This window comes from Undibacterium sp. GW821-FHT11H02 (assembly GCF_058808015.1).
The window spans coordinates 180082-199961 of sequence record NZ_JBXARG010000001.1 but is presented as its reverse complement, the minus strand read 5'-3'; the positions used below and the strand labels follow the sequence as shown (position 1 = coordinate 199961).

Here is a 19880-nt window from a genome sequence, read left to right as displayed (position 1 = left end):
TTGATGGATCAAGTGAACTTCAGCGATGAAAGCGGCTGATTAAGTGTTCAAGCAATGTGAGTTGAGAAGTCATTTGGCATAGACATTATCGCTCTCAATCGCGAAAAAAATATAAAACCAAACCAGGCTGTCAAAGTAACACACTCTCCTGCTTTGAACGCACTTTAATTGAGTTATGCCTATTCGTATGTGGGCTGGCACACATAGACGCGACATCTTGAATTCCCGACTTGTATTGCGGTGCAGTGGTTTTTTAGCACAGTCAATCCTTATGTCGGCTAACGAACAGACGCTCTAGGTGTGCGTAGGCAAAACTGCGTTTGGATTTAAAAAAGGGAAGCAAATCCATCCAACTTATCGCCGAATTTTAATCAGGCGCTAAGCCTGATCACGCCCTATGTTTATTACTGCAATTCTAAATTCACCCACCTAAGTTAAAAAATCAAAGAGGACAAAAAATGACTATCCAATCGTATTTATCCAAGCCATATGCATGGTTTTCATCATGGCTTTCCATATTACTAATGGCTGCCATCAGTACCGCCTGTGGCGGTGGTAGCGGCGGCGGTGATCAAGGACGCGATCCGATATTAGGATTGCCGGCAGCCTCATTAGTTGCACTGAACATCTCACCTCTCACTAGCTCGGTACAAATCGGCGGCCTGCAACAATATGTGGCAACTGCTTCGTACGCCGATGGCAGCTCGCGTGTCGTCAGCACAGAAAGTACATGGTCCTCGAGCGCTGTTGCAACCGCGAAAATTTCCACAATCGGTGCGGCTCAAGGACTTGTTGCAGGCAGCGCCGTCATTACCGCCAAATTCTCTGACAAGACTGCCAGCGCAAATCTGATCGTACTGCCAGCGACGCTCAGCTCAATGGCAATCACGCCGCTCAATCCTAGTGTTCCAAAAGGCAATCAGCAAATTTTTAGAGCCATAGGGACTTATTCCGATGGCAGCAGCAACGACATCACTGCCATTAGTACATTCTCTGTATCGAACACGGCTATCGCCAGTGTCTCTGCGACTGGCGTTGCCACCGCACTCGTAGTGGGGACTACGCCTGTCGTAGCCAGCTCCGGTGGTTTAAGTGCCACAACCAACTTAACGGTGACGCCTGCTGTCCTAGTTCAGCTTGCCATCTCACCTATTAATCCAACTTTACCTATAGGCGCTACACAAGCCCTGACTGTCATGGCAAGTTACAGCGATGGTAGTTCGATTAATGTGAGTAATACCAGTGCATATACGTCCGGCACGCCGGCGGTCGCCACTGTAAACGCTACTTCAGGCATGGTCACAGCGATGACTACCGGTACCAGCGTAATGACAGCCGTGTTTAATGGCATGACCGTGAGCACCACCGTAACTGTCGCACCGGCACAGTTAGTGTCGATTGCCGTGACACCTGCAAATGCCAATATCTTCGTAGCAGGAACGCAAAGCTTTGTCGCGACGGGCACTTATACAGATGGAAGCACAGCCAATATTAGCAACGCCGTAGTCTGGACGTCGAGTGATCTGACTAAAGCAACGATACTGCCTACTGGTGTTGCCACAGGCTTAGCCGTCGGCTCCAGTGTCATGACTGCGACACTTAATGCTAAATCGGGTAGCGCTACACTGACTGTTTCTTTGCCTATCACTTTAGCCTCTATTGATGTCACACCCAATACCGCTAGCATCATGTCCAACGCGACGCAAAGCTTTATTGCGACGGGGCTCTATAGCAATGGTAGCACCGCCAATATCACCAATCTGGTCAGTTGGACTTCCAGTGACACCACGATCGCAACGATCCTGCCTACGGGTGTCGCAACTGGTTTCAATGCAGGCACGACCAATATCATTGCAAACTACCAGGGAAAAACTGATAGTAGTCCACTCACAGTGTCTATCCTTCCTACCTTGGTTTCAATTGCTGTCGCTCCCTCACCTGCTAGCGTAGCTCAAGGCAGTAGCATTAATTTCTCGGCTACCGGAACTTACTCTGACAATTCGACGGCCAACATCACCAATCTGGTTAACTGGAGTTCTAGCTTGGTCACCTTCGCCACGGTTAACTCAAGTGGTGTAGCGAATGGCATTAATCCTGGTGTTACAGTGATTACTGCGCTTCTCAGCGGTAAATCAGGCACTGCAAATTTAACCGTGACTGCGTCTCTGGGCTTGGTTTCAATTGCGGTCACCCCGATTAATGCAAGTGCGGCTATTGGTGATAACAAACAATTTACTGCAACCGCAACCTACAGCGATTTAAGCACTGCCAATATCAGTAATGACGTCGTCTGGAGTTCTTCTAATCCTGTGACTGCGACCATTAGCAATACCGCACCAAAAGGCTTAGCACCGGCGCTCACTGCTGGTATCACTACGATTACTGCGACGCAAGGATTGATCAGCGGTAGTACGGATTTTTCAGTAACGGCGCCACCGATTGCTGGTATTAACCTCGGTGTGGCTGATAGCTTTGCTGTGTTGGCGGGAAATTCCATTACGAATAATGCGGGTGGATTAACACTCGTTACGGGCGATGTGGGTTCACCTTCTCAAACGATAGATCCGGTACAGGTCGCTGGTTATACCAACTATAAATCAGGCGCAATTCTGGCTAATGCCCTGGCCGATCTGCAAGTGGCCATCGCGGATGCGAATTCACGCGCATGTAATGTGACTTCTGCATCGGGAATTGATCTGGGCGGTTTAACTTTACCTCCTGGTATTTACTGCTATGCAGGTGCGATCAATATCACGGGCACTTTCACTATGAATGGTCCGGGTTTGTATATTTTCCGCACCAGCTCCACCTTAAATTCAACGGCAAATTCGATTGTTGCACTGACTGCTGGCGCTTCTGCCGGTGAAATATTTTGGGTTCCGACAGCATCAAGTACTTTAGGCGCAAATAGTGTGTTCAAAGGCAGTATTTTGGCCAATTCTGCTGCAATCACCATGGGTGATATGGCCACTTTACAAAACGGTCGAGTGCTTTCAGCGAGTGCTGTGACGCTCAGAAATAACGTGATTTCACGTTAATCCTCAGCCATCAAAATTCAACAAAAAACACTCAATTAAATTGGAGAACTACATGAAACATACTAAGACACTGAGTCTGCTCGGACTCATAAGCTGCGCTTTCTTATTCAATGCTCAGGCCCATGCACAGAATGACTGGCGCACCAGCGAGTGGGCAAAATCGGCCTGGTTTATCGGTGCAGGCATAGGGCAATCGCGCACCAATATTGATGAACAACGTTTGGTTCGCAGCCTCTTGGAAAACGGCGCCAATTCTGTGTTATTCACGAAGGACGAGCGAGATCTGGGCTACAAACTGTATCTTGGCAAACAACTCAATGAAAACTTCGCGATTGAAGGTGGCTATTTTAATTTAGGTAAATCTGGTTTCACTGCAACTGGCAATCCGGGTCAACTAAATGGCGAAGTGGGATTTCAAGGTGTGAATCTTGACCTGTTGGCACAATTACCTGTCACTGACCGCTTTTCCGTCTACGCACGTTTTGGCGTCCATTACACCGAAGCAAAAGCACACTTCACTGGCAATCGCTTGTTTGCGGTAACGAATCCTAATCCAAGTGAAAGCAAGGCAAACGGCAAAGTCGGTCTCGGCATGGAGTATAAACTCAGCGAAGCCTTGGCATTGCGGGGTGAAGTAGAACGCTATCGGGTTAATGATGGCGTACAAAATCGCGGCGACGTTGATTTCTATTCGCTCAATCTAGTGTACAAAATGGGACGCCCAGCGCCTGTGATGCGTCGTGCTCCACCACCAGAACCTACCCCCGTAGCGCCAACACCACTCGTCATCACAGAAACGATGCCAACCCCACCTCCTGTTGTCGTCAAGCCTGTACCGGTCTCAGAGAAGATTAATTTTTCTGCGGAAGCCTTATTTGATTTTGATAAATCCGTCGTAAAACCTGAGGGCAAGATCGCTTTGGATCAAATGCTCAATTCATTACAAAACATGGATACCGAAGTGATGGTCACGGTGGGTCATACTGATTCCATCGGTAGTGATACTTACAACCAGGCTTTATCAATACGCCGTGCAGAAGCGGTCAAGGCTTACTTGGTTACCCGTGGCATTGCCAGCGAACGTGTGTATACCGAAGGTCAGGGCGAACGTCAGGCCATTGCCGACAATACTACCAGTGAAGGACGTGCTAAGAATCGCCGCGTTATCGTTGAAGTAGTTGGTACACGCCGTTAATCCTGTTCTTTTCGAGGAGATATCATGTTGAAGAAAATCGTAGTTGTCGCTTGTTGCTCGCTGACTTTCGGCGCGCTGGCAAGTAGTTACAGCAGCAATGTCTCAGCACAAAACCTGGGAGTGGTGATTCGTTATGGACCACCCGAGCCGCGTGTTGAGTACCGCCCACAAGCCAGACAGGGTTACACCTGGGCCGATGGACATTGGGAAGCGCGTGGACGTCGTCATACCTGGGTCAAAGGCTATTGGTTACGTAATCAACGTGGCTATGACTATGAACAGCCGCGCTGGGAACAAAACGGCAATCAATGGACCATGCACAGAGGCAAATGGAAACGGGGTCAATCTGATCATGATCGCGATGGCGTCAGAGATAGAAATGATAGACAGCCCCACAATCCAAGACGACATTAGACTAAGTCGGTAGTTCATTATCTGCTAGTCAAGTGTAAATAACATCACCTGCCCTCTTTATTCGATGACAGGTGATTTTTTTTGCGTCATCGCTTTTTATCTCGCATAAAATAAGCCTACTCTTGCAATGAAATAGGACTTTACGCTCATGACAGTCAGCTCAACATTTTCTTACGCCGACATCGAACTGGCGCACCAACGTATTTCGGCTTTCGTGCGAAAAACGCCAGTGTTAACTTCAACTACAGCGAACCAATTAACCGGTGCTCAACTGTTTTTTAAATGTGAAAATTTTCAGTCTAGCGGTGCCTTCAAATTTCGTGGTGCCTGCAATGCGCTATTGCAATTTACGCCGGAACAAAAAATTCGTGGCGTAGTGACTTTTTCTTCTGGCAATCACGCACAGGCAATCGCCAAAGCGGCACAACAATTTGGCATGCGTGCCGTGATTGTGATGCCTAAAGATGCCCCAGCAATCAAAGTCGCAGCCACGCGCGGCTATGGTGGCGAAGTCGTTCTCTATGATCGTTACACCGAAGACAGAGAAGCAATCGGTCGGCAATTAGCCGAACAGCAAGGCTTAACTCTAATCCCTCCTTACGATCATCCTCATGTGATGGCGGGTCAAGGGACCTGTGCCAAAGAGCTGATTGAAGAAGCAGGATCAGCTGCTAATCCTTTCGATTATTTATTGGTATGCTTGGGCGGCGGCGGCTTGCTCTCCGGCTGCGCGACTGCCGCCAAAGCATTAAATCCTCATTGCAAGGTAATTGGTGTGGAGCCTGAAGCAGGAAATGATGGGCAACGCAGTCTGCATAGTGGCAAAATTGTGCACATCGACACACCCAACACGATCGCAGACGGTGCGCAAACACAGCATTTGGGACAACATACTTTTCCCGTGATCCAGCAGCACGTTGATGACATTTTGACCGTCAGCGATACTCAATTAGTTGACACCATGAAGTTCTTTGCCAGCAGGATGAAACTCATGGTCGAGCCAACTGGCTGTCTGGCTGCGGCATTAGCGATGAGTGGCGCGCTTGACCTCAAAGACAAACGCGTTGGTGTCATCATCTCGGGTGGCAATATTGATTTAAGTCGTTTTGCAAAATTCGTCCAGGAAGAAAGCTAGGCCTCATCATGGCTTTTTTTCAACAAAGTAAATTAGTGAAGTTTTTCGTGATTTCTTAATTTATCGTACTATTATTAATCAGTTCAAGTTTTCAAAAAAAGCGCCCCTCCTTCACCGTATTTCAATCAGGACATTGCTATGTTAAAACTAAATGTAAACACCAAAGAAAGTACGCTCGATCTGGCACCTGACACACCAGTCCTTTGGGCGCTACGTGATGGTTTAGGTTTAAGCGGTACCAAGTATGGTTGCGGTGTGGCTCAATGCGGTGCGTGTACAGTACACGTCGATGGTCAGGCGATTCGTTCTTGCATAACCCCGATTTCTACGGTCACGGGTCGTAAGATCACAACGATAGAAGCCATCGCCAACGATAAAGTCGGCAAAGCGGTACAGGCGGCATGGATCGCCCACGATGTGGCGCAATGTGGTTACTGTCAAAGTGGGCAAATTATGAGTGCGACGGCCTTATTGAAATCCAATAAAAAACCCAGCGATGCCGATATTGATGCGGCAATGTCAGGCAACATCTGCCGCTGTGGCACCTACCAACGGATACGCGGTGCAATCAAAGCGGCCGCCGCTGCTCTGGCATAGTCGAGTTCGCGTTCACTACAGTTTTCATCTACAAGGATACAGCCATGCACTTCTATTCAAAAAATAACATGATGAGTGATCTGAGCGAGCTCCCAAAAGGGATCGCGGCCATGATACAAAAGAGCAATACCAACAATGAGGCAGCATCATTCTCCCGTCGTAATTTCTTAAAAATCAGTGCCGCCAGCGGCTTCGCTTTAGGTATGTTCCCCGCAGTCGCGCAAACAGATAAACCAGCGGCCGGATTAAAACCGTTTCAACAACCGGCAGCCTTTGTTCAAATTGCCAAAGACGGCAAGATCACCGTCACGATTAATCGCTTAGAATTTGGTCAAGGCGTGCACACTGCCCTACCTATGATCTTGGCGGAAGAATTAGATGCGGATTGGAGCAAGGTCCAAGCCGTGCATGGCAGTGCTGATCCCGCCTATGTCGATCCAGCGTTTGGTATGCACCTGACAGGAGGTTCCGGTTCGATTAAACATTCCTATATGCAGTATCGTGAATTAGGCGCCCGCGCCCGCGCCATGTTAGTTGCCGCCGCAGCCGCACAATGGAAGCTCAATCCCGATGTGTTGCGCACTGATCGCAGCATGGTGATACGGGCTGATGGCAAGACCTTGAGCTATGGCGAATTGGCAGAAGCGGCAATGAAATTAGCCGTACCCGAAAAAATCAATTTAAAAGACCCTAAGGCTTTTAAAATTATAGGCAAACAAGTTGGTCGCTTAGACGCCGCTGACAAATCAAGTGGCAAACAAAATTTCGGTATCGACGTGCGACTGCCTGGCATGTTGACTGCGGTGATTGCTCATCCTCCTGTCTTTGGTGCAAAACTTAAGTCATACGACGATAGCGCTGCGAAACAAGTTAAAGGAGTACGTGCGATTCTCAAGATCGCTGTGGATCGCGGCGGTGAAGGCCTTGCCGTCATTGCCGATGGCTTCTGGCAAGCCAAGCAAGGTCGCGATGCGTTGAAACTCGACTGGGACGCGAGCGGTGTTGAAAAAGTGGATAGTGCTGCGCAATTAAAGCAATACCAAGAATTAGCTAAAACTCCGGGGAAACTGCATTTCAAAGCAGACCTCAGCAAACTTGCGTCCTCACCGAAAAAAATTACAGCGGAATTTACTTTCCCCTACTTAGCGCATGCGGCAATGGAGCCGCTGAACTGCACCGTACATTTGAGTGCGGATGGCAGTAAGGCTGAACTCTGGGTAGGTACGCAAATGCCAGGAGTGGAAAGTATGGCTGCAGCACAAGCCTTGGGTGTGCCACCACAAAATATTAATTTGCACGTGGAAATGGCAGGTGGTGGTTTTGGCCGTCGTGCTGTGCCCAGTTGTGATTACGTGGTCGAATCCTGCAATGTCGCCAAAGCAGCGCGCAGTGCAGGGATACAAGCGCCGATACGCACCATTTGGAGCCGCGAAGATGACATTAAAGGCGGCTACTATCGTCCTATGCATGTACATCGTGCGGAAATTGCTTACGACGAACAAGGTCAGGTACAAGCCTGGGATCATGTGATCGTGGGTCAATCCATCGTCGCAGGTACGCCGTTTGAAGGGTTCTTGATCAAAGATGGCATCGATGGCACCGCCATCGAAGGTATGCGCGATCCTTATCAAATACCGATGCGTCTGTCCGTACACCATCCAAAAGTGAACGTGCCTGTTTTATGGTGGCGCAGTGTCGGTTCTACCCATACCGCTTATGTGATGGAAACCTTGATCGATGAAATTGCCCGCAACGCGAAACAAGACCCGGTTGCCTATCGACTCAAACAATTCGGCGACAAACATCCACGCCATACAGCCGCTTTGAAATTAGCAGTAGAAAAATCCGGCTACAACAAGCGCCGGCTGCCAAAAGGTCAAGCTTGGGGTGTCGCCGTGCATGAGTCATTTGAAACCGTGGTCGCCTATGTTGTGACTGCTTCGATACAGGACGGTCAGGCCAAATTGCATACTGCCACGGCAGCTGTCCATTGCAATTTGGCGGTCAATCCAAAAACCATAGAAGCACAAGTGCAAGGTGCAGCCTTAATGGGATTGGGCATGTGCCTACAAAATGCGGCGATCACATTGAAGGATGGTGTGGTAGAGCAAAGTAATTTTGGCGATTACGCGGTAGCCAGAATGAACGATATGCCGCAAATGACCGTGCACGTAGTTCCAAGCGCTGATCCACCAACCGGCATGGGTGAGCCAGGCTTGCCACCACTGGCGCCAGCATTTGCAAATGCGATTGCAAAATTGACCGGAACGGCGCCTCGTAGTTTGCCGTTTAATTTGAAGGTATGAGGTGACTATTTAGCGTCTAAAAAACAAAGCTCTCAACGCCTGGACGCAGAGGCGCCGAGGAGCGCAGAGAAAAGCGAGGATTTGACTGGTTTTCTCCGCGTATCTCTGCGTATCTCGGCGCCTCGGCATTGAGGTTTTTTTATTTGCCAGTGCTCACGATCTACACAAATTTATTCACATTCTCGCCGCGCTCTTGGGTAACTGAAGTTAAGTAACGTTGTGCCTCTTCCCAACTAATCTCATTCTTCTTGACTCTGTCTCGCTCTATTGCCTGGACCATTTTCGCCTGATGTAATCTAGCGCTTTCTTGTTCTTGTAAGCGGCGCTGTTTTTCCACTAAGGCATGCAAGGCAAGTGAAGCCTGTTGCCGTCTTTGTTGCTCTAATTCCTTTCTTTGCTGCCTTTGTTTGGCACGTTGCTGTGCTGCTGCATCCAGTGCTGGCATTGCCGGAGCTTCACGCTGTTGTCTCGAGGCCTCCGTTACCTGCGCGCTTCTCATCAAGGCTTGTAGCAAGCTCAAGGCGCTGGCAGGTCTTTGTTCCGCTGACAAGGCAAAACCACTTTGTAAGACCTGCCACTGTGCATCACTTAATGCGGCTGGCTTGTTTACGGTTTGTTGATGGTGTCGATAGTCACCGAAAGGCAGAGCACCTTCCAGCATCTGATATATCATGATGGACATGGCATACACATCCAAAGCCGGCGTGTATTGCGCTGTTTGACTACCTGCTTCCGGTGCACGGTAACCTGCGGTACCGGCATGAGGCGAACGCGTGCTGGCAAATCCTGCCGTGCTGAGCCCGGCATCGGTTTGACTACGCAGGCGTGCTGAGATACCAAAATCGAGCAGTTTCACTTCACCTAGTTGTGTCAATAATAAATTACTCGGTTTCAGATCACGATGCACTAGTTTGTGTTTATCCCAGGCGTATTGCAAAGCATGGGCGACAGGCAACAAGATTTTCAAAACCTGTTTCCATTCACAGCGCTGATGCTTGCTGAGATAGGTGTCCAGATTTTGTCCGTCCAGATATTCCATCATAATGAAGTAACTATTGGTCGCAGGATCGCGCGCCCAGTCGTAGACTCTGACGATATTTTCATGCGCCAATTTGCGCACCAAGGACGCTTCTTCAATCAGCAAGCGCGTATGTAGCGCGCTTTGTGTGAATTGTGGCGGCAAAATCTTTAAAGCGAGTTTTTCGCTATGCCCTAATGCAGCTTGCGTTGCCAAGTCAGTGACTTGCCAGACTTGTCCCATACCGCCCTCACCCAACAAGCGCTCTAACTTAAACCGTTTTGCCTGCGCGCCTAGCTCCTGACCTGCGATAAAACCCAGATCAGTACCTTCATCCGTATCGTGGTGCTCATTAGAGGAGCTGAGCTTGCCATCAGGTCCAAAAGCATTGTCGAGGATGGCATTTTTTCTGAGCGTGAATTCTTGTTCGGTCAACAAACCTTCGTTGAGCAGATCACGCAATTCTCTGATTCTTTGTAATGGTTTTTGCATGATCTGGTTTGTCTTGCTGAGCGGGTTGCCTGCTTGCTGATATTAAAAATTCTGACTGAAAAATTATTTCTTTAACGGAAGGCCAGTGCAAACCGCACTGCGAATTATTGGCAAGGTTTTCATCGTTTAAATAGGCCTTCGCGCATCAATTCCCATCACGGCGTTTTTTAAAAATCCTGGCAGCGCGGATTTCACCCGCCCTAGACAAATTATTTATTGCACCCACTATGATTCATCTCAAACGATTTATCTGAGTTAAGGCTTTCAAGATCTTTACTTCCTGCCACTGGATGGTGAATGAACCCGATGTTGCCCCAAATTGTGCGCCATCGTTAAATCTATCTCATGTCGCCTTTGTAAATCAGCCTCTCTCTCCTCACGCTCTTCCCGCAGTCGTTCTTGTAGCATTCTCATCGCCTGCTCCAGGCTCATTCCCTGTTGAATCTGCGATAAGGCACTCATCGCCTGCGCCGCATGCATAGATTGTCCCGCTTGCGTCGCCAAAATCTGTTCCGCGCTCATGCTAGCCTGAGTTTGCAGTTTCATGACTTCGGCCAGAGCAGTCGCATTCGGCACTTCTGCGGTAGCGATTTTGCCGGTTTCACTGAAATTGGCGATCGCATTCAAGCGTTCGATTTCTATTTTGGCCTTGGCTATTTCCTGTTGCTGTTCTGCGGCCAGGTGCTGCTGCTGGCGCTGCCAGCGATTATTCTCTTCTTCCTGACTCATCTGCAGGCGACTTTTTTCTAGCTCTTGAGCCTGGACAGCTTTTTGCTGTTCTTGCTGTTGCTCTTGCAGTATCAAGCGCTGATGGGCTTCCAAGGTGCGCAATAATTTTGCGTGCTGCGTCTCCGAGCGAGTGTGTTCTGTATGAGTTTGCAGGCTATCAATATCGGTCTGAACTTGCGCTACTTTTAGTGCGGTATCGGTGTCTTTCAGTCTCTCTTCTCTGTGCAGATCACGTGTCCTTTGTTGATGCAGCTCTTCTTCCCAAGCTTGCATACGTTGGAACTCACGAGCTCGTACTTCGGTTTCGATACCGATGTTGATTAGGCGATTTTTTTGACGTTCATCTTCCAGCTCCTGCTCATGCTGCTCCAGCCGTGCTTGCTTTTCTTTTAGTCGTTGAATCTGATATTTTTGTTCATCACGATCGGCAATTAAACGACTTTGCGCAATCTCGTGCTCAAGCTGATTTCGCTTAATTTGTTGTTCGATTTGTTGCTGCAATAACTGTTCGGCCTGTTTGCAATGAAGTTGACTAATCTCAGATTCAGAACGCATTTTGATACGCGCTAAGCTACGTATGTGCAGCCATTGATCAGCTTCGTTCTGACGGGTTTCTGATTTTTCTTTCAGCCTATGTTCTAGCTCACGTATAGTGTCGGCGGTGCTTTTATTGGTGGCTTGTTTGCGGTTATGGGCGTCAGCAATTTGTCCATACAGCTCAATTTCACGTAGACGTATCGTTTGTAAGCGCTCTGCTTCATCTTGTTGTAGCTTGGCGCGCGACAGGCGTTTATTCGCCTTGTCGTGTTCGCCTTTCAGGTATAGCCAGCCTAAGTCTTTAGCAAATTGCTGGCGCATTTCTTCGTGACGGTAGCGCAATCGTACTTGTTCTTCTTGTTTGGTAATTTTTTGCCATTCACGTTCGCTGTACAAGGTATCCGCAGTTTTCGCATGATCCAATTGGCTACGCTGCGCATCGATTTGCAGGCCGGTGCTAATACTTTGTTCGCTGAGTTTTTCCCGGTCGCCAGATAATTTCTCATGACGCAGTTCTTGCACACTCGCTTGCGTTGCGGCAAAGCCATAGAGCGTCAGATGCGAATTCAGATTCGTCAACAAATGCGTATCGAATTGTGCTGCCAGTTCAGTTTGGTCTTGAATCTCGCGCAATGATTTCGTACTGAGCCAATTTTGCAGAGCATGGCGCACCGTCGCTTCGAATATTTCTTGTAACTGCAAAGTAGTAATACTGCCCGGTGCGCTCATAAAATGTTGAGCAAACAGGGCGACCTGCTCGATCTTGATACGCACCAAGCATCTCACTTGCATCGGTAAAAATTCCACCGTATGCAAGTCTTCAAAATGAAAATGCAAGGCAAAAGGCAATGAGCGGGTAATCAGAATTTCTAGGGGCAGATCTGCGGAAAAATGTCTGGTTTTGGCACGCAGGCCTGCACTATCGTAATCGCCGGCAAACAATTCGACGCTGCGTTGGTTCTGCAAAATAAAGGCCCGGGCGCGGGCAGGAATTTGTAAATTGTCTTTTGCAATTTTGTCGATAGATTGCACGGCAAAGAAGATTGCGACTTCATCATCGGCTGGCAGCCAACGTTGTTGACGCAGTACCGCATCATGCCTGGGGCTACTCAACATCAAGCCGCACCGCGCGCAGTAATCAGAATCTTGTCTATTTTCATGCTCACAACGAGCACAAGATATCTTCGGATAAGAAAAAAGCTTGCGCATACCAAACTCCCACCCAAGCATCTACTTGGGAACAAACAAAAAACGCAATATAAGAAATTGCACTGAGACAATTACAATAAGGAATAGGACTTACGCAAAATTGCGCTGGCTAGGCGTGGAGCCGAAGACAGTGCAATAGCACGGCGAGGCGAACACAACAACGCCAGTGTCTGTTTTGCGTAAGTCCTAAGGAAAAGAATAGCACTCAGCTGTTTATTGAGTGAGCTGAAAAGAAGGGGAAAAGTAGCTCAAATCGTGCATATCAATTTCCAACTTATCACGGCAAATCAGGATAGGCGTCAGCCCTATATTGATAGCGGTACAGGCGCGCATGACAGGCAGATAAGTCAGCTCCTGGTTCAAGGCGACGGTCTTGCAAGGACTCTGAATCGCGATGCCAAAACTGACCCTGATGATGAAAGAATAAGAAGAGGTGCGACGCGTTACAAGCCCCCTCCTCTGGCGCTAACTCAGGTGATATTAAATAAAGGAGTTCTGTGACATGGGCATCGACGATTCGGTGCAACAACACCGCATGCGGGAAAATCTGTACCACTCGCAATTGCACTATGCCTTTGAAGCTGGCACAAAAATCGATCTGCATACCTGCAAGTAGTTGCCGTGGCTGATTTTTTTCCAGTATCGATCCATCGACGATCACACCGTAGCGCGAAGTATCGATGATCTCCAGCTCACCATCATCATTGCGTCGCAGACTAGCATGCTTAGCGCTGATGCGTTTCGTGAGCGCTGCATCGCGGTGACACAGAAGAATATCAGCAAGCTGATTACGTAGGCGCTTACGCCCTAACACCCACGCCTCCAAAGCAAACAAGCGAATTGGGGGCAGATCTCTAGCCAATAAACTAGCGCTTTTAAGTTTGACCGCCTTAGCTAAAGGAAGCGCTGCAGCTCGCGCTTTACCCGTCAAATTCTGGAAGCTGGGCACGGCGACTTCGAGTAATTCCTCATCCCAGGCGATACTACTAAGTCCTATGTCAAACTTGCCACTCATGCCACTCTCATGAGACCTGGCACCAGTCATATCGAGCTGCGCAATGGCGGCATCCTTGGCATAAATCGCGATGTCCAGATTGCCATGCTGTGAATCCTGCGCCTGCTGCAGACCACTGAGTTTAGCGATCGCACCATCCTCCGCCAACACCCGTACATTTTTTTGTGTGGCCAAAAATACCTGATGAATTTCACTCAAACTTGCATCGGATCGAGGCAACAATAAAGTCGCGGTGCAAATCCAAAGATGAGGTTCACCAGCCGCATCCTTGTAATGCAGCTGGACTTCCAAAGGATATTGTCCATGTTCTTTATGTTTGCTTGAAAAACTCAGAATCAGCGGTGGCCACAAACCTGATGGTGTGCGCGACAAAACTTGCACAGTATTTGACGCCGTCAATAATTCTGAACGGAAGCGACAATCAATCTGCTGTATTGATGGCGCGAGTTCGCCACGAAATTCAAGTTTAAGCGTCTGACGCCCACCGGCTGCGCGCGGATCATAGCCACTAAAGCGTAAATGCATTATTGGCTTTGTGCCCGTGGTATTGCTTCCCAAGTTTTGAGGTAAAGGAATTTGGGTCGGATCTAGGCTTTGAATTCTGTTCATAGTGACTTCAGGTATGCAGCACTATTGCACTGTAATACCGGGCCACGATTTTGAGTCCTTGGAATAGAGGGCTGTTTATTCTTTATTTCTCGCTCGTAGGTAGAAACAGCAATTCACCGATCCAAACTCAACTTACGATGATGGGCTTTGAAAAAGCGGAAGAAAATCAAAGAAAACAAGGCACCCATCGCGACCAGCATCGTCATCAAAAAGTACACCACTGGTTTTTCCAGCGGCCATTCGCCCGGTTCGCGCTTTTTCACCACGGTACCACCCGGCAAAATCACATTGTCTGATGACATGACTTGCGGTGCGATCACAACTGCATTGATTGCCTGACCTGATTTCACAGGAAAATCAAGCGTCGCTGCTTTCATGCCTTTTTTCTCGCAGGGCTCGCTGGAGAAGATTTTTTTGCCTTGTTGATTTGTACAGACAAATGCATCGGCATAGGCCAACGACGACGTAGCCAACAAGACTAACCAGAGACTAAGAGAAACAAGAATTCGCATAGATGGAAGTGAAGTAAATTTCAAATTGAAGTGAAGCGCCGATGGTATCAGAGCTATGGGTCTTGAGGCAAAGGTATAAGACGAAATCTAGCGATGAATATGAAAAATTAAAAAAAATATTCCTTTTATGATATTTTCCTATGATGACTGACGAAATTCGATTAAATTAAGCAGTGATAGCTTGGCTTTAAGAGACTTGGCCATCCAAGATTACGATAGCTGCTAGTGTTGATTTTGATAATTTTCAGTCAATAGAAATAAGCCGGTAACAAGACGCTGCAATAATAAAAATCATTCTCTCAGGAAAAATTCTCATTTCGCGCTAAAATATTCCGAATTGAAAAAAGGCAGATGCTTCATGCAAATTATTATTTACGACAAAACCGATAAAGGCAGGGAAGAAATCGCCACTAGAAAGTGGCATCTGCCCTCACGCATGCGTTCTTTGTTGGTACTGATCGATGGCAAGCAAAGTGATGCGCAATTGGTCAAGAAAACGGGCGGATTAGGATTGACGGCGCAAAGCTTAGACGAACTGCAAGAGAATGGTTTTATTCAAAGGGTGTCAATCGAAGCGGAAGAGTCGCCTGTTATCGATGGCAATGATACTTTGGACCTAACAGCGCCCGCCACAATTACTAATATGGCAGACAATACCCTGGGTTCAATCGAAGAATCTCAAACGATCTTTGAAGCATCCGAAGAAGAAACTGCCGCTTGGCGAGCTGATTTGAATGCCTTATTACAAGCGAACGATAATGATGGCCCTAGAGAGAGTCGGGTCGATATGATGAAATCTTATCTGGCTGACCTGATTAAAGAAAATCTCGGCTTTAGAGGATTCTTCCTGCAAAGAAAACTCGCCAAGGCAAACACTTTGTACGATATTCACGCTTTCCGCCAAGCCTACGTGTCCGCTATCTTGCATGCGAAAGGTAAAGACAAAGCGATCGCATTGCGCGATGAATTTGACGAGCGCATGTATGTTAGTTTTTCTTTAGATGATCCTGAGTTTTTAGAAAATTAGATCGATAAAAAAAAGACCAGAGAATTTTCTGGTCTTTTTTTATGGTCACTTCTGGGTAATCTTACTCAATACCCTGACTAGTCAAATACTCTTCATAGGTACCACGGAAGTCGATAATCTTGCCATCTTTAACTTCTAACACGCGTGTAGCTAAAGACGAGACAAATTCACGATCATGTGAGACGAAAATGAGTGTGCCAGCATATTTTTCCAAAGCGATGTTCAAGGATTCAATCGATTCCATGTCCATGTGATTGGTTGGTTCATCCATCAACAAAACATTATGACGACCGAGCATTAATTTGCCGTAAGTCATGCGACCTTTTTCACCACCGGATAAGACTTTGACCGACTTCTTAACGTCATCACCACTGAACAATAAACGACCCAGTATAGAACGCACAGCCTGATCATCGTCGCCCTCTTGCGTGTACATGCCCATCCAGTCGGTCAGATTTTTGTCTGACGCAAAGTTCTCTGCAGGATCTTGTGGCATATAACCAGGATTAGCATTTTCTGCCCATTTCACTTCACCGCGATCAGCGCTTAAGCCGCACAGATCAGCACCACCTATGCAACGCAACAAAGTCGTCTTACCCGCACCGTTGGCACCAATGATCGCAATTTTTTCGCCCGCTTCCACCATAATGTCGAAACTGTCGAATAATTTCTGGTCGTAGGCTTTGGATAAGTGCTTAACTTCCACTGCCAAACGATGCAATTTTTTCTCGCCATCGAAACGGATAAACGGATTTTGACGGCTAGAAGGTTTAACGTCTTCGATCTTGATTTTTTCTATCTGTTTAGCACGTGATGTTGCCTGGCGCGCCTTCGATTTGTTCGCTGAGAAGCGACGCACAAAATCTTGTAACTCTAAGACTTTATCTTTCGCCTTAGCGTTATTCGCTAATTGCTGAGCACGTGCCTGAGAAGATGCCAGCATGTATTCATCGTAATTGCCTGGATAAATCTTCAAAGTACCGTAATCCATGTCGGCCATGTGAGTACAGACTTGATTCAAAAAGTGGCGATCATGGGAAATGATGATCATCGTAGAATTACGTTGATTCAGCACGTCTTCTAACCAGCGAATCGTATTGATGTCCAAGTTATTGGTTGGTTCATCGAGCAAGAGAATATCTGGATTCGAGAACAAAGCTTGTGCCAACAATACACGCAGTTTCCAGCCCGGTGCGACTGAGCTCATTAAACCTTGGTGCTGATCGGTAGGAATGCCTACGCCCAGTAACAATTCACCCGCTCGCGCTTCTGCAGTGTAGCCATCATATTCAGCAAACTTGGCTTCCAAATCAGCGGCCTTCATGTAATCGTCGTCAGTCGCTTCAGGATTGGCGTAAATCGCATCGCGTTCCGCCATCGCTGCCCACATTTCTGTATGCCCCATCATGACGACATCGAGTACACGCATGTCTTCAAACGCAAATTGATCCTGACGCAATTTACCCAAACGCTCATTTTGATCGAGCATGACAGTACCCGAAGATTGGTCCAGATCACCGCCCAAAATTTTCATGAAAGTCGATTTACCGCAGCCATTGGCGCCGATCAAACCATAGCGATTACCCTCGCCGAACTTAACTGAGATGTTTTCAAACAGTGGCTTAGGGCCAAACTGCATGGTGATATTTGCTGTTGCTAACACGTTGAGACCTTTTGCATGGAATTAAATTAACCGCGCATTATATCATCGTGCTTAGGCGCTAAGCGATTTTTTGCCGCTGAGCTGCACTAGTGCTAATTTGAGAAATAGAAAAAAACGTACACGAATCATCTTCGTTAAGTAACTGAGTACGGGAATGTGAATTAACAAGTCGTCAAGATGAGCTACGTCAACAATCCGAAGAATTTAAGATATGGTTAAGTTATTCCACTCCGCAACGCCGTCACGCAATTGGACAGCTTGTATCCCCTGAGCGCGTAATAGGCTCACTGCGTCGGACGACATAAAACAAAATGGTCCACGGCAGTAAGCAACGATGGGACGATCCTTAGGAAGCTCTGTCAATCGTTCTTTGAGTTCTGCTAAAGGTAGTGATCGCGCAAAAGGGATGTGGCCTGCGAGGTATTCGGATTCAGGTCTGACATCAATCACAATAATGTCGCCAGACTTCGCTTTACGCAAAAGTTCTTGTCGATTGTTTTCTTCCCATTCATGCGTATTCGAGCTGAGTTGCTTTACCGCGTCTTGCAATTCGAACAGTCTGTCTTCTGCCAAGAGTCGGATAGTGACCCAAAATCTGGCGACATCGTCATTGGCGATGCGGTAAATCATGTATTTACCTTGACGAACATTTTCGACTAAACGCGATGCTTTCAATTCTTTCAAATGCGCACTCACCAGCTTGACACTGATGTTTGCGTCTTGTGCCAGTGCTTCGACCGTTTTGGGCGACTGACAAAGCAGCTCTAATAATTCCAATCGCTTAGGACTAGCGACAGCTTTTCCAATACGGGCAACTTGCTCATAAAGAGCGTCTTTGATAAGGCGGTTTTTTGTCATTTGTTTTTTTCGGTGGAGAGTGCTTGCATTTTATCGTTTGTGGCGGTGATTTGTTTTGCAATCGCTTTAAATTTGATCGGATTTCCGCGCTTGTTCAGAGCACTCGGCCCATCTGAACGCCACGAGCTTAATAAATACCCGCGAATACCCGCGCAAATACATGAGCAAATACAGCTTGACACCATTTCGTCATATCAAGTACATTATATTCCAATGATCGTTGGAATGTTAGTTTAATTGTGGTAAAGGCCAAATATGAACATCCTATTTATTCTTAATGGTGCGCCTTATGGGAACGAAGCAAGCTATAACGCACTTCGTTTAGCGGGGGCACTTAGCAAACGCGATGGCAATGTGGTTCGGGTATATCTGATGGGCGATGCAGCAAGCACGGCAAAGAGCGGCCAAAAGCTGGCAGCGAATCACGGTAATCTTGAAGCGATGCTCCATGTCCTTGTACAAGCTGAGTCCAATAACATCGCGGCCTGCGGTTCTTGCCTAGATGCGCGCGGGTTAAAAGCTGAAGAACTGACGCACGGTGTGCATCGGGGTAGTTTGGAAGAGTTAGCTGACTGGACAGAATGGTCAGACAAAGTATTCGTATTTTAAGCACTGATTTTGATAGGACTTACGCAAAACCGCCCCAGCGTCGTTGCAGCCGACTCGCCGTGCTCAAGCACTGTTTTCATCGGCACGCCTAGCTGGGCCAATTTTGCGTAAGTCCTATTTGAATATGATTTTGAAAGTGAGCTATGTTCTTTAAACAAAGAGTCAACGATGATGCGTCCATTTCCTATTTTTTTGGTTGTGGTGGACAAGGTAAAGCTGTCGCGGTAGACGTACTTGCGGATGACGAAGCTTGGTATCTGGCGCAAGCACAGCTATTGAATGTGGCAATTACAACAGTCTTTGATACGCATATCCACGCTGATCATTTATCGGGTGGACGACAACTTGCGGCGCTATGTGGCGCTGATTATGCACTACATGAAAGCAATCTCGGAAAAACCACCTTTCCCTTCCTTGCTTTGACAGATCAACAAATCATCATGGCAGGTAATACGCGTATTCAAGTACTGCACACACCTGGACATACCGAAGACAGTATTTGCCTTTTAGTTTCCGACTATCGCCGTAGTGAAGCGCCGTGGTTCGTGATCACAGGTGATACTTTATTTGTGGGATCGGTTGGTCGTCCAGATCTGGCGGGACGTGAGCAGGAAATGGCAGCGCGCTTGTGGACTAGCTTGCATGCACAATTACTGAATCGCACGGATGACTTGGAGATTTTTCCGGGACATCAGGCAGGAAGTAGCTGCGGTGCGGATATCTCCGGCAAACCAACTTCCACCATCGGTTTTGAAAAGCGTTGGAATCAATTACTGGAATTGGATCAGCAAGCATTTGTCGATGCAGTGACTGCCAATATTCCGCCTAGACCTGTCGATATGGAACGTCTGATTGCCAGTAATTTGGGTATAGCATCTGAGGCGACATCGTAAGCACATGCCAAATACAGCAAGCTC

General features: G+C 47.6%; 15 protein-coding genes. 9 read left to right on the top strand and 6 right to left on the bottom strand.

The window, feature by feature from the left end; translation table 11 throughout:
* Positions 1 to 458: 458 nt before the first annotated feature.
* The 6 genes from AC1RR2_RS00855 to AC1RR2_RS00830 all read left to right on the top strand — a co-directional run bounded on the left by AC1RR2_RS00855 (position 459) and on the right by AC1RR2_RS00830 (position 8685).
* Positions 459 to 3038: an Ig-like domain-containing protein gene (locus AC1RR2_RS00855; RefSeq protein WP_493220404.1), complete on the top strand. Its 2580-nt coding sequence runs from the start codon at positions 459 to 461 to the stop codon at positions 3036 to 3038.
* 52 nt (positions 3039 to 3090) lie between these two features.
* Positions 3091 to 4233 carry an OmpA family protein gene (locus AC1RR2_RS00850; protein ID WP_493220403.1) on the top strand — a complete coding sequence of 381 codons (1143 nt, stop codon included), beginning with the start codon at positions 3091 to 3093 and terminating at the stop codon, positions 4231 to 4233.
* Between the two features lie 24 nt (positions 4234 to 4257).
* Entirely contained in the window at positions 4258 to 4647 is a 390-nt protein-coding gene (locus AC1RR2_RS00845; protein WP_493220402.1) for a YXWGXW repeat-containing protein, read from the top strand.
* 148 nt (positions 4648 to 4795) lie between these two features.
* A complete protein-coding gene (locus AC1RR2_RS00840) occupies positions 4796 to 5782 on the top strand; it encodes a threo-3-hydroxy-L-aspartate ammonia-lyase (RefSeq protein ID WP_493220401.1) in 987 nt (328 codons plus the stop codon).
* A gap of 138 nt (positions 5783 to 5920) precedes the next feature.
* A complete protein-coding gene (locus AC1RR2_RS00835; RefSeq protein ID WP_493220400.1) occupies positions 5921 to 6379 on the top strand; it encodes a (2Fe-2S)-binding protein in 459 nt (152 codons plus the stop codon).
* A 44-nt stretch (positions 6380 to 6423) separates the two neighbouring features.
* Positions 6424 to 8685, top strand: coding sequence for a xanthine dehydrogenase family protein molybdopterin-binding subunit (locus AC1RR2_RS00830; protein WP_493220399.1), 2262 nt, complete (start codon positions 6424 to 6426; stop codon positions 8683 to 8685).
* Positions 8686 to 8845: 160 nt separating this feature from the next.
* On the opposite strand, the gene AC1RR2_RS00825 is transcribed toward AC1RR2_RS00830, so the two are convergent.
* The 4 genes from AC1RR2_RS00825 to AC1RR2_RS00810 form a co-directional block, all read right to left on the bottom strand.
* Entirely contained in the window at positions 8846 to 10195 is a 1350-nt protein-coding gene (locus tag AC1RR2_RS00825; RefSeq protein ID WP_493220398.1) for a serine/threonine-protein kinase, read from the bottom strand.
* A gap of 273 nt (positions 10196 to 10468) precedes the next feature.
* A complete protein-coding gene (locus AC1RR2_RS00820; protein ID WP_493220397.1) occupies positions 10469 to 12577 on the bottom strand; it encodes a hypothetical protein in 2109 nt (702 codons plus the stop codon).
* Between the two features lie 370 nt (positions 12578 to 12947).
* The gene (locus tag AC1RR2_RS00815) at positions 12948 to 14294 is read right to left on the bottom strand and encodes an FHA domain-containing protein (protein WP_493220396.1); all 1347 of its coding nucleotides are present in this window, start codon (positions 14292 to 14294) and stop codon (positions 12948 to 12950) included.
* A 113-nt stretch (positions 14295 to 14407) separates the two neighbouring features.
* A complete protein-coding gene (locus AC1RR2_RS00810; RefSeq protein ID WP_493220395.1) occupies positions 14408 to 14806 on the bottom strand; it encodes a hypothetical protein in 399 nt (132 codons plus the stop codon).
* Positions 14807 to 15164: 358 nt separating this feature from the next.
* Between AC1RR2_RS00810 and AC1RR2_RS00805 the strand changes: the two genes are divergently transcribed.
* Entirely contained in the window at positions 15165 to 15833 is a 669-nt protein-coding gene (locus tag AC1RR2_RS00805) for a hypothetical protein (protein ID WP_493220394.1), read from the top strand.
* Positions 15834 to 15894: 61 nt separating this feature from the next.
* Here AC1RR2_RS00805 and AC1RR2_RS00800 read toward each other — a convergent pair whose 3' ends face one another.
* Both AC1RR2_RS00800 and AC1RR2_RS00795 read right to left on the bottom strand, forming a co-directional pair.
* Positions 15895 to 17496 carry an ABC-F family ATPase gene (locus AC1RR2_RS00800; protein WP_493220393.1) on the bottom strand — a complete coding sequence of 534 codons (1602 nt, stop codon included), beginning with the start codon at positions 17494 to 17496 and terminating at the stop codon, positions 15895 to 15897.
* Positions 17497 to 17700: 204 nt separating this feature from the next.
* Positions 17701 to 18354, bottom strand: coding sequence for an ArsR/SmtB family transcription factor (locus tag AC1RR2_RS00795; protein ID WP_493220392.1), 654 nt, complete (start codon positions 18352 to 18354; stop codon positions 17701 to 17703).
* Positions 18355 to 18609: 255 nt separating this feature from the next.
* On the opposite strand from AC1RR2_RS00795, the gene AC1RR2_RS00790 reads away from it, so the two are divergent.
* On the top strand, positions 18610 to 18963 hold the full coding sequence (locus AC1RR2_RS00790; RefSeq protein ID WP_493220391.1) for a DsrE/DsrF/TusD sulfur relay family protein: 354 nt from the start codon (positions 18610 to 18612) through the stop codon (positions 18961 to 18963).
* Between the two features lie 143 nt (positions 18964 to 19106).
* Positions 19107 to 19856, top strand: a complete 750-nt coding sequence (locus tag AC1RR2_RS00785; protein WP_493220390.1) for an MBL fold metallo-hydrolase — start codon at positions 19107 to 19109, stop codon at positions 19854 to 19856.
* The last annotated feature ends 24 nt before the right edge of the window (positions 19857 to 19880 follow it).

Excerpts from the sequence above, each read along its gene's own strand:
- AC1RR2_RS00810 (WP_493220395.1), bottom strand. The coding sequence starts at position 14,806 with ATGCGAATTCTTGTTTCTCTTAGTCTCTGGTTAGTCTTGTTGGCTACG.
- AC1RR2_RS00835 (WP_493220400.1), top strand. The coding sequence starts at position 5,921 with ATGTTAAAACTAAATGTAAACACCAAAGAAAGTACGCTCGATCTGGCA.
- AC1RR2_RS00790 (WP_493220391.1), top strand. The coding sequence starts at position 18,610 with ATGAACATCCTATTTATTCTTAATGGTGCGCCTTATGGGAACGAAGCA.
- AC1RR2_RS00825 (WP_493220398.1), bottom strand. The coding sequence starts at position 10,195 with ATGCAAAAACCATTACAAAGAATCAGAGAATTGCGTGATCTGCTCAAC.
- AC1RR2_RS00840 (WP_493220401.1), top strand. The coding sequence starts at position 4,796 with ATGACAGTCAGCTCAACATTTTCTTACGCCGACATCGAACTGGCGCAC.
- AC1RR2_RS00815 (WP_493220396.1), bottom strand. The coding sequence starts at position 14,294 with ATGAACAGAATTCAAAGCCTAGATCCGACCCAAATTCCTTTACCTCAA.
- AC1RR2_RS00850 (WP_493220403.1), top strand. The coding sequence starts at position 3,091 with ATGAAACATACTAAGACACTGAGTCTGCTCGGACTCATAAGCTGCGCT.
- AC1RR2_RS00820 (WP_493220397.1), bottom strand. The coding sequence starts at position 12,577 with ATGTTGAGTAGCCCCAGGCATGATGCGGTACTGCGTCAACAACGTTGG.
- AC1RR2_RS00785 (WP_493220390.1), top strand. The coding sequence starts at position 19,107 with ATGTTCTTTAAACAAAGAGTCAACGATGATGCGTCCATTTCCTATTTT.
- AC1RR2_RS00830 (WP_493220399.1), top strand. The coding sequence starts at position 6,424 with ATGCACTTCTATTCAAAAAATAACATGATGAGTGATCTGAGCGAGCTC.
- AC1RR2_RS00855 (WP_493220404.1), top strand. The coding sequence starts at position 459 with ATGACTATCCAATCGTATTTATCCAAGCCATATGCATGGTTTTCATCA.
- AC1RR2_RS00845 (WP_493220402.1), top strand. The coding sequence starts at position 4,258 with ATGTTGAAGAAAATCGTAGTTGTCGCTTGTTGCTCGCTGACTTTCGGC.
- AC1RR2_RS00795 (WP_493220392.1), bottom strand. The coding sequence starts at position 18,354 with ATGACAAAAAACCGCCTTATCAAAGACGCTCTTTATGAGCAAGTTGCC.
- AC1RR2_RS00805 (WP_493220394.1), top strand. The coding sequence starts at position 15,165 with ATGCAAATTATTATTTACGACAAAACCGATAAAGGCAGGGAAGAAATC.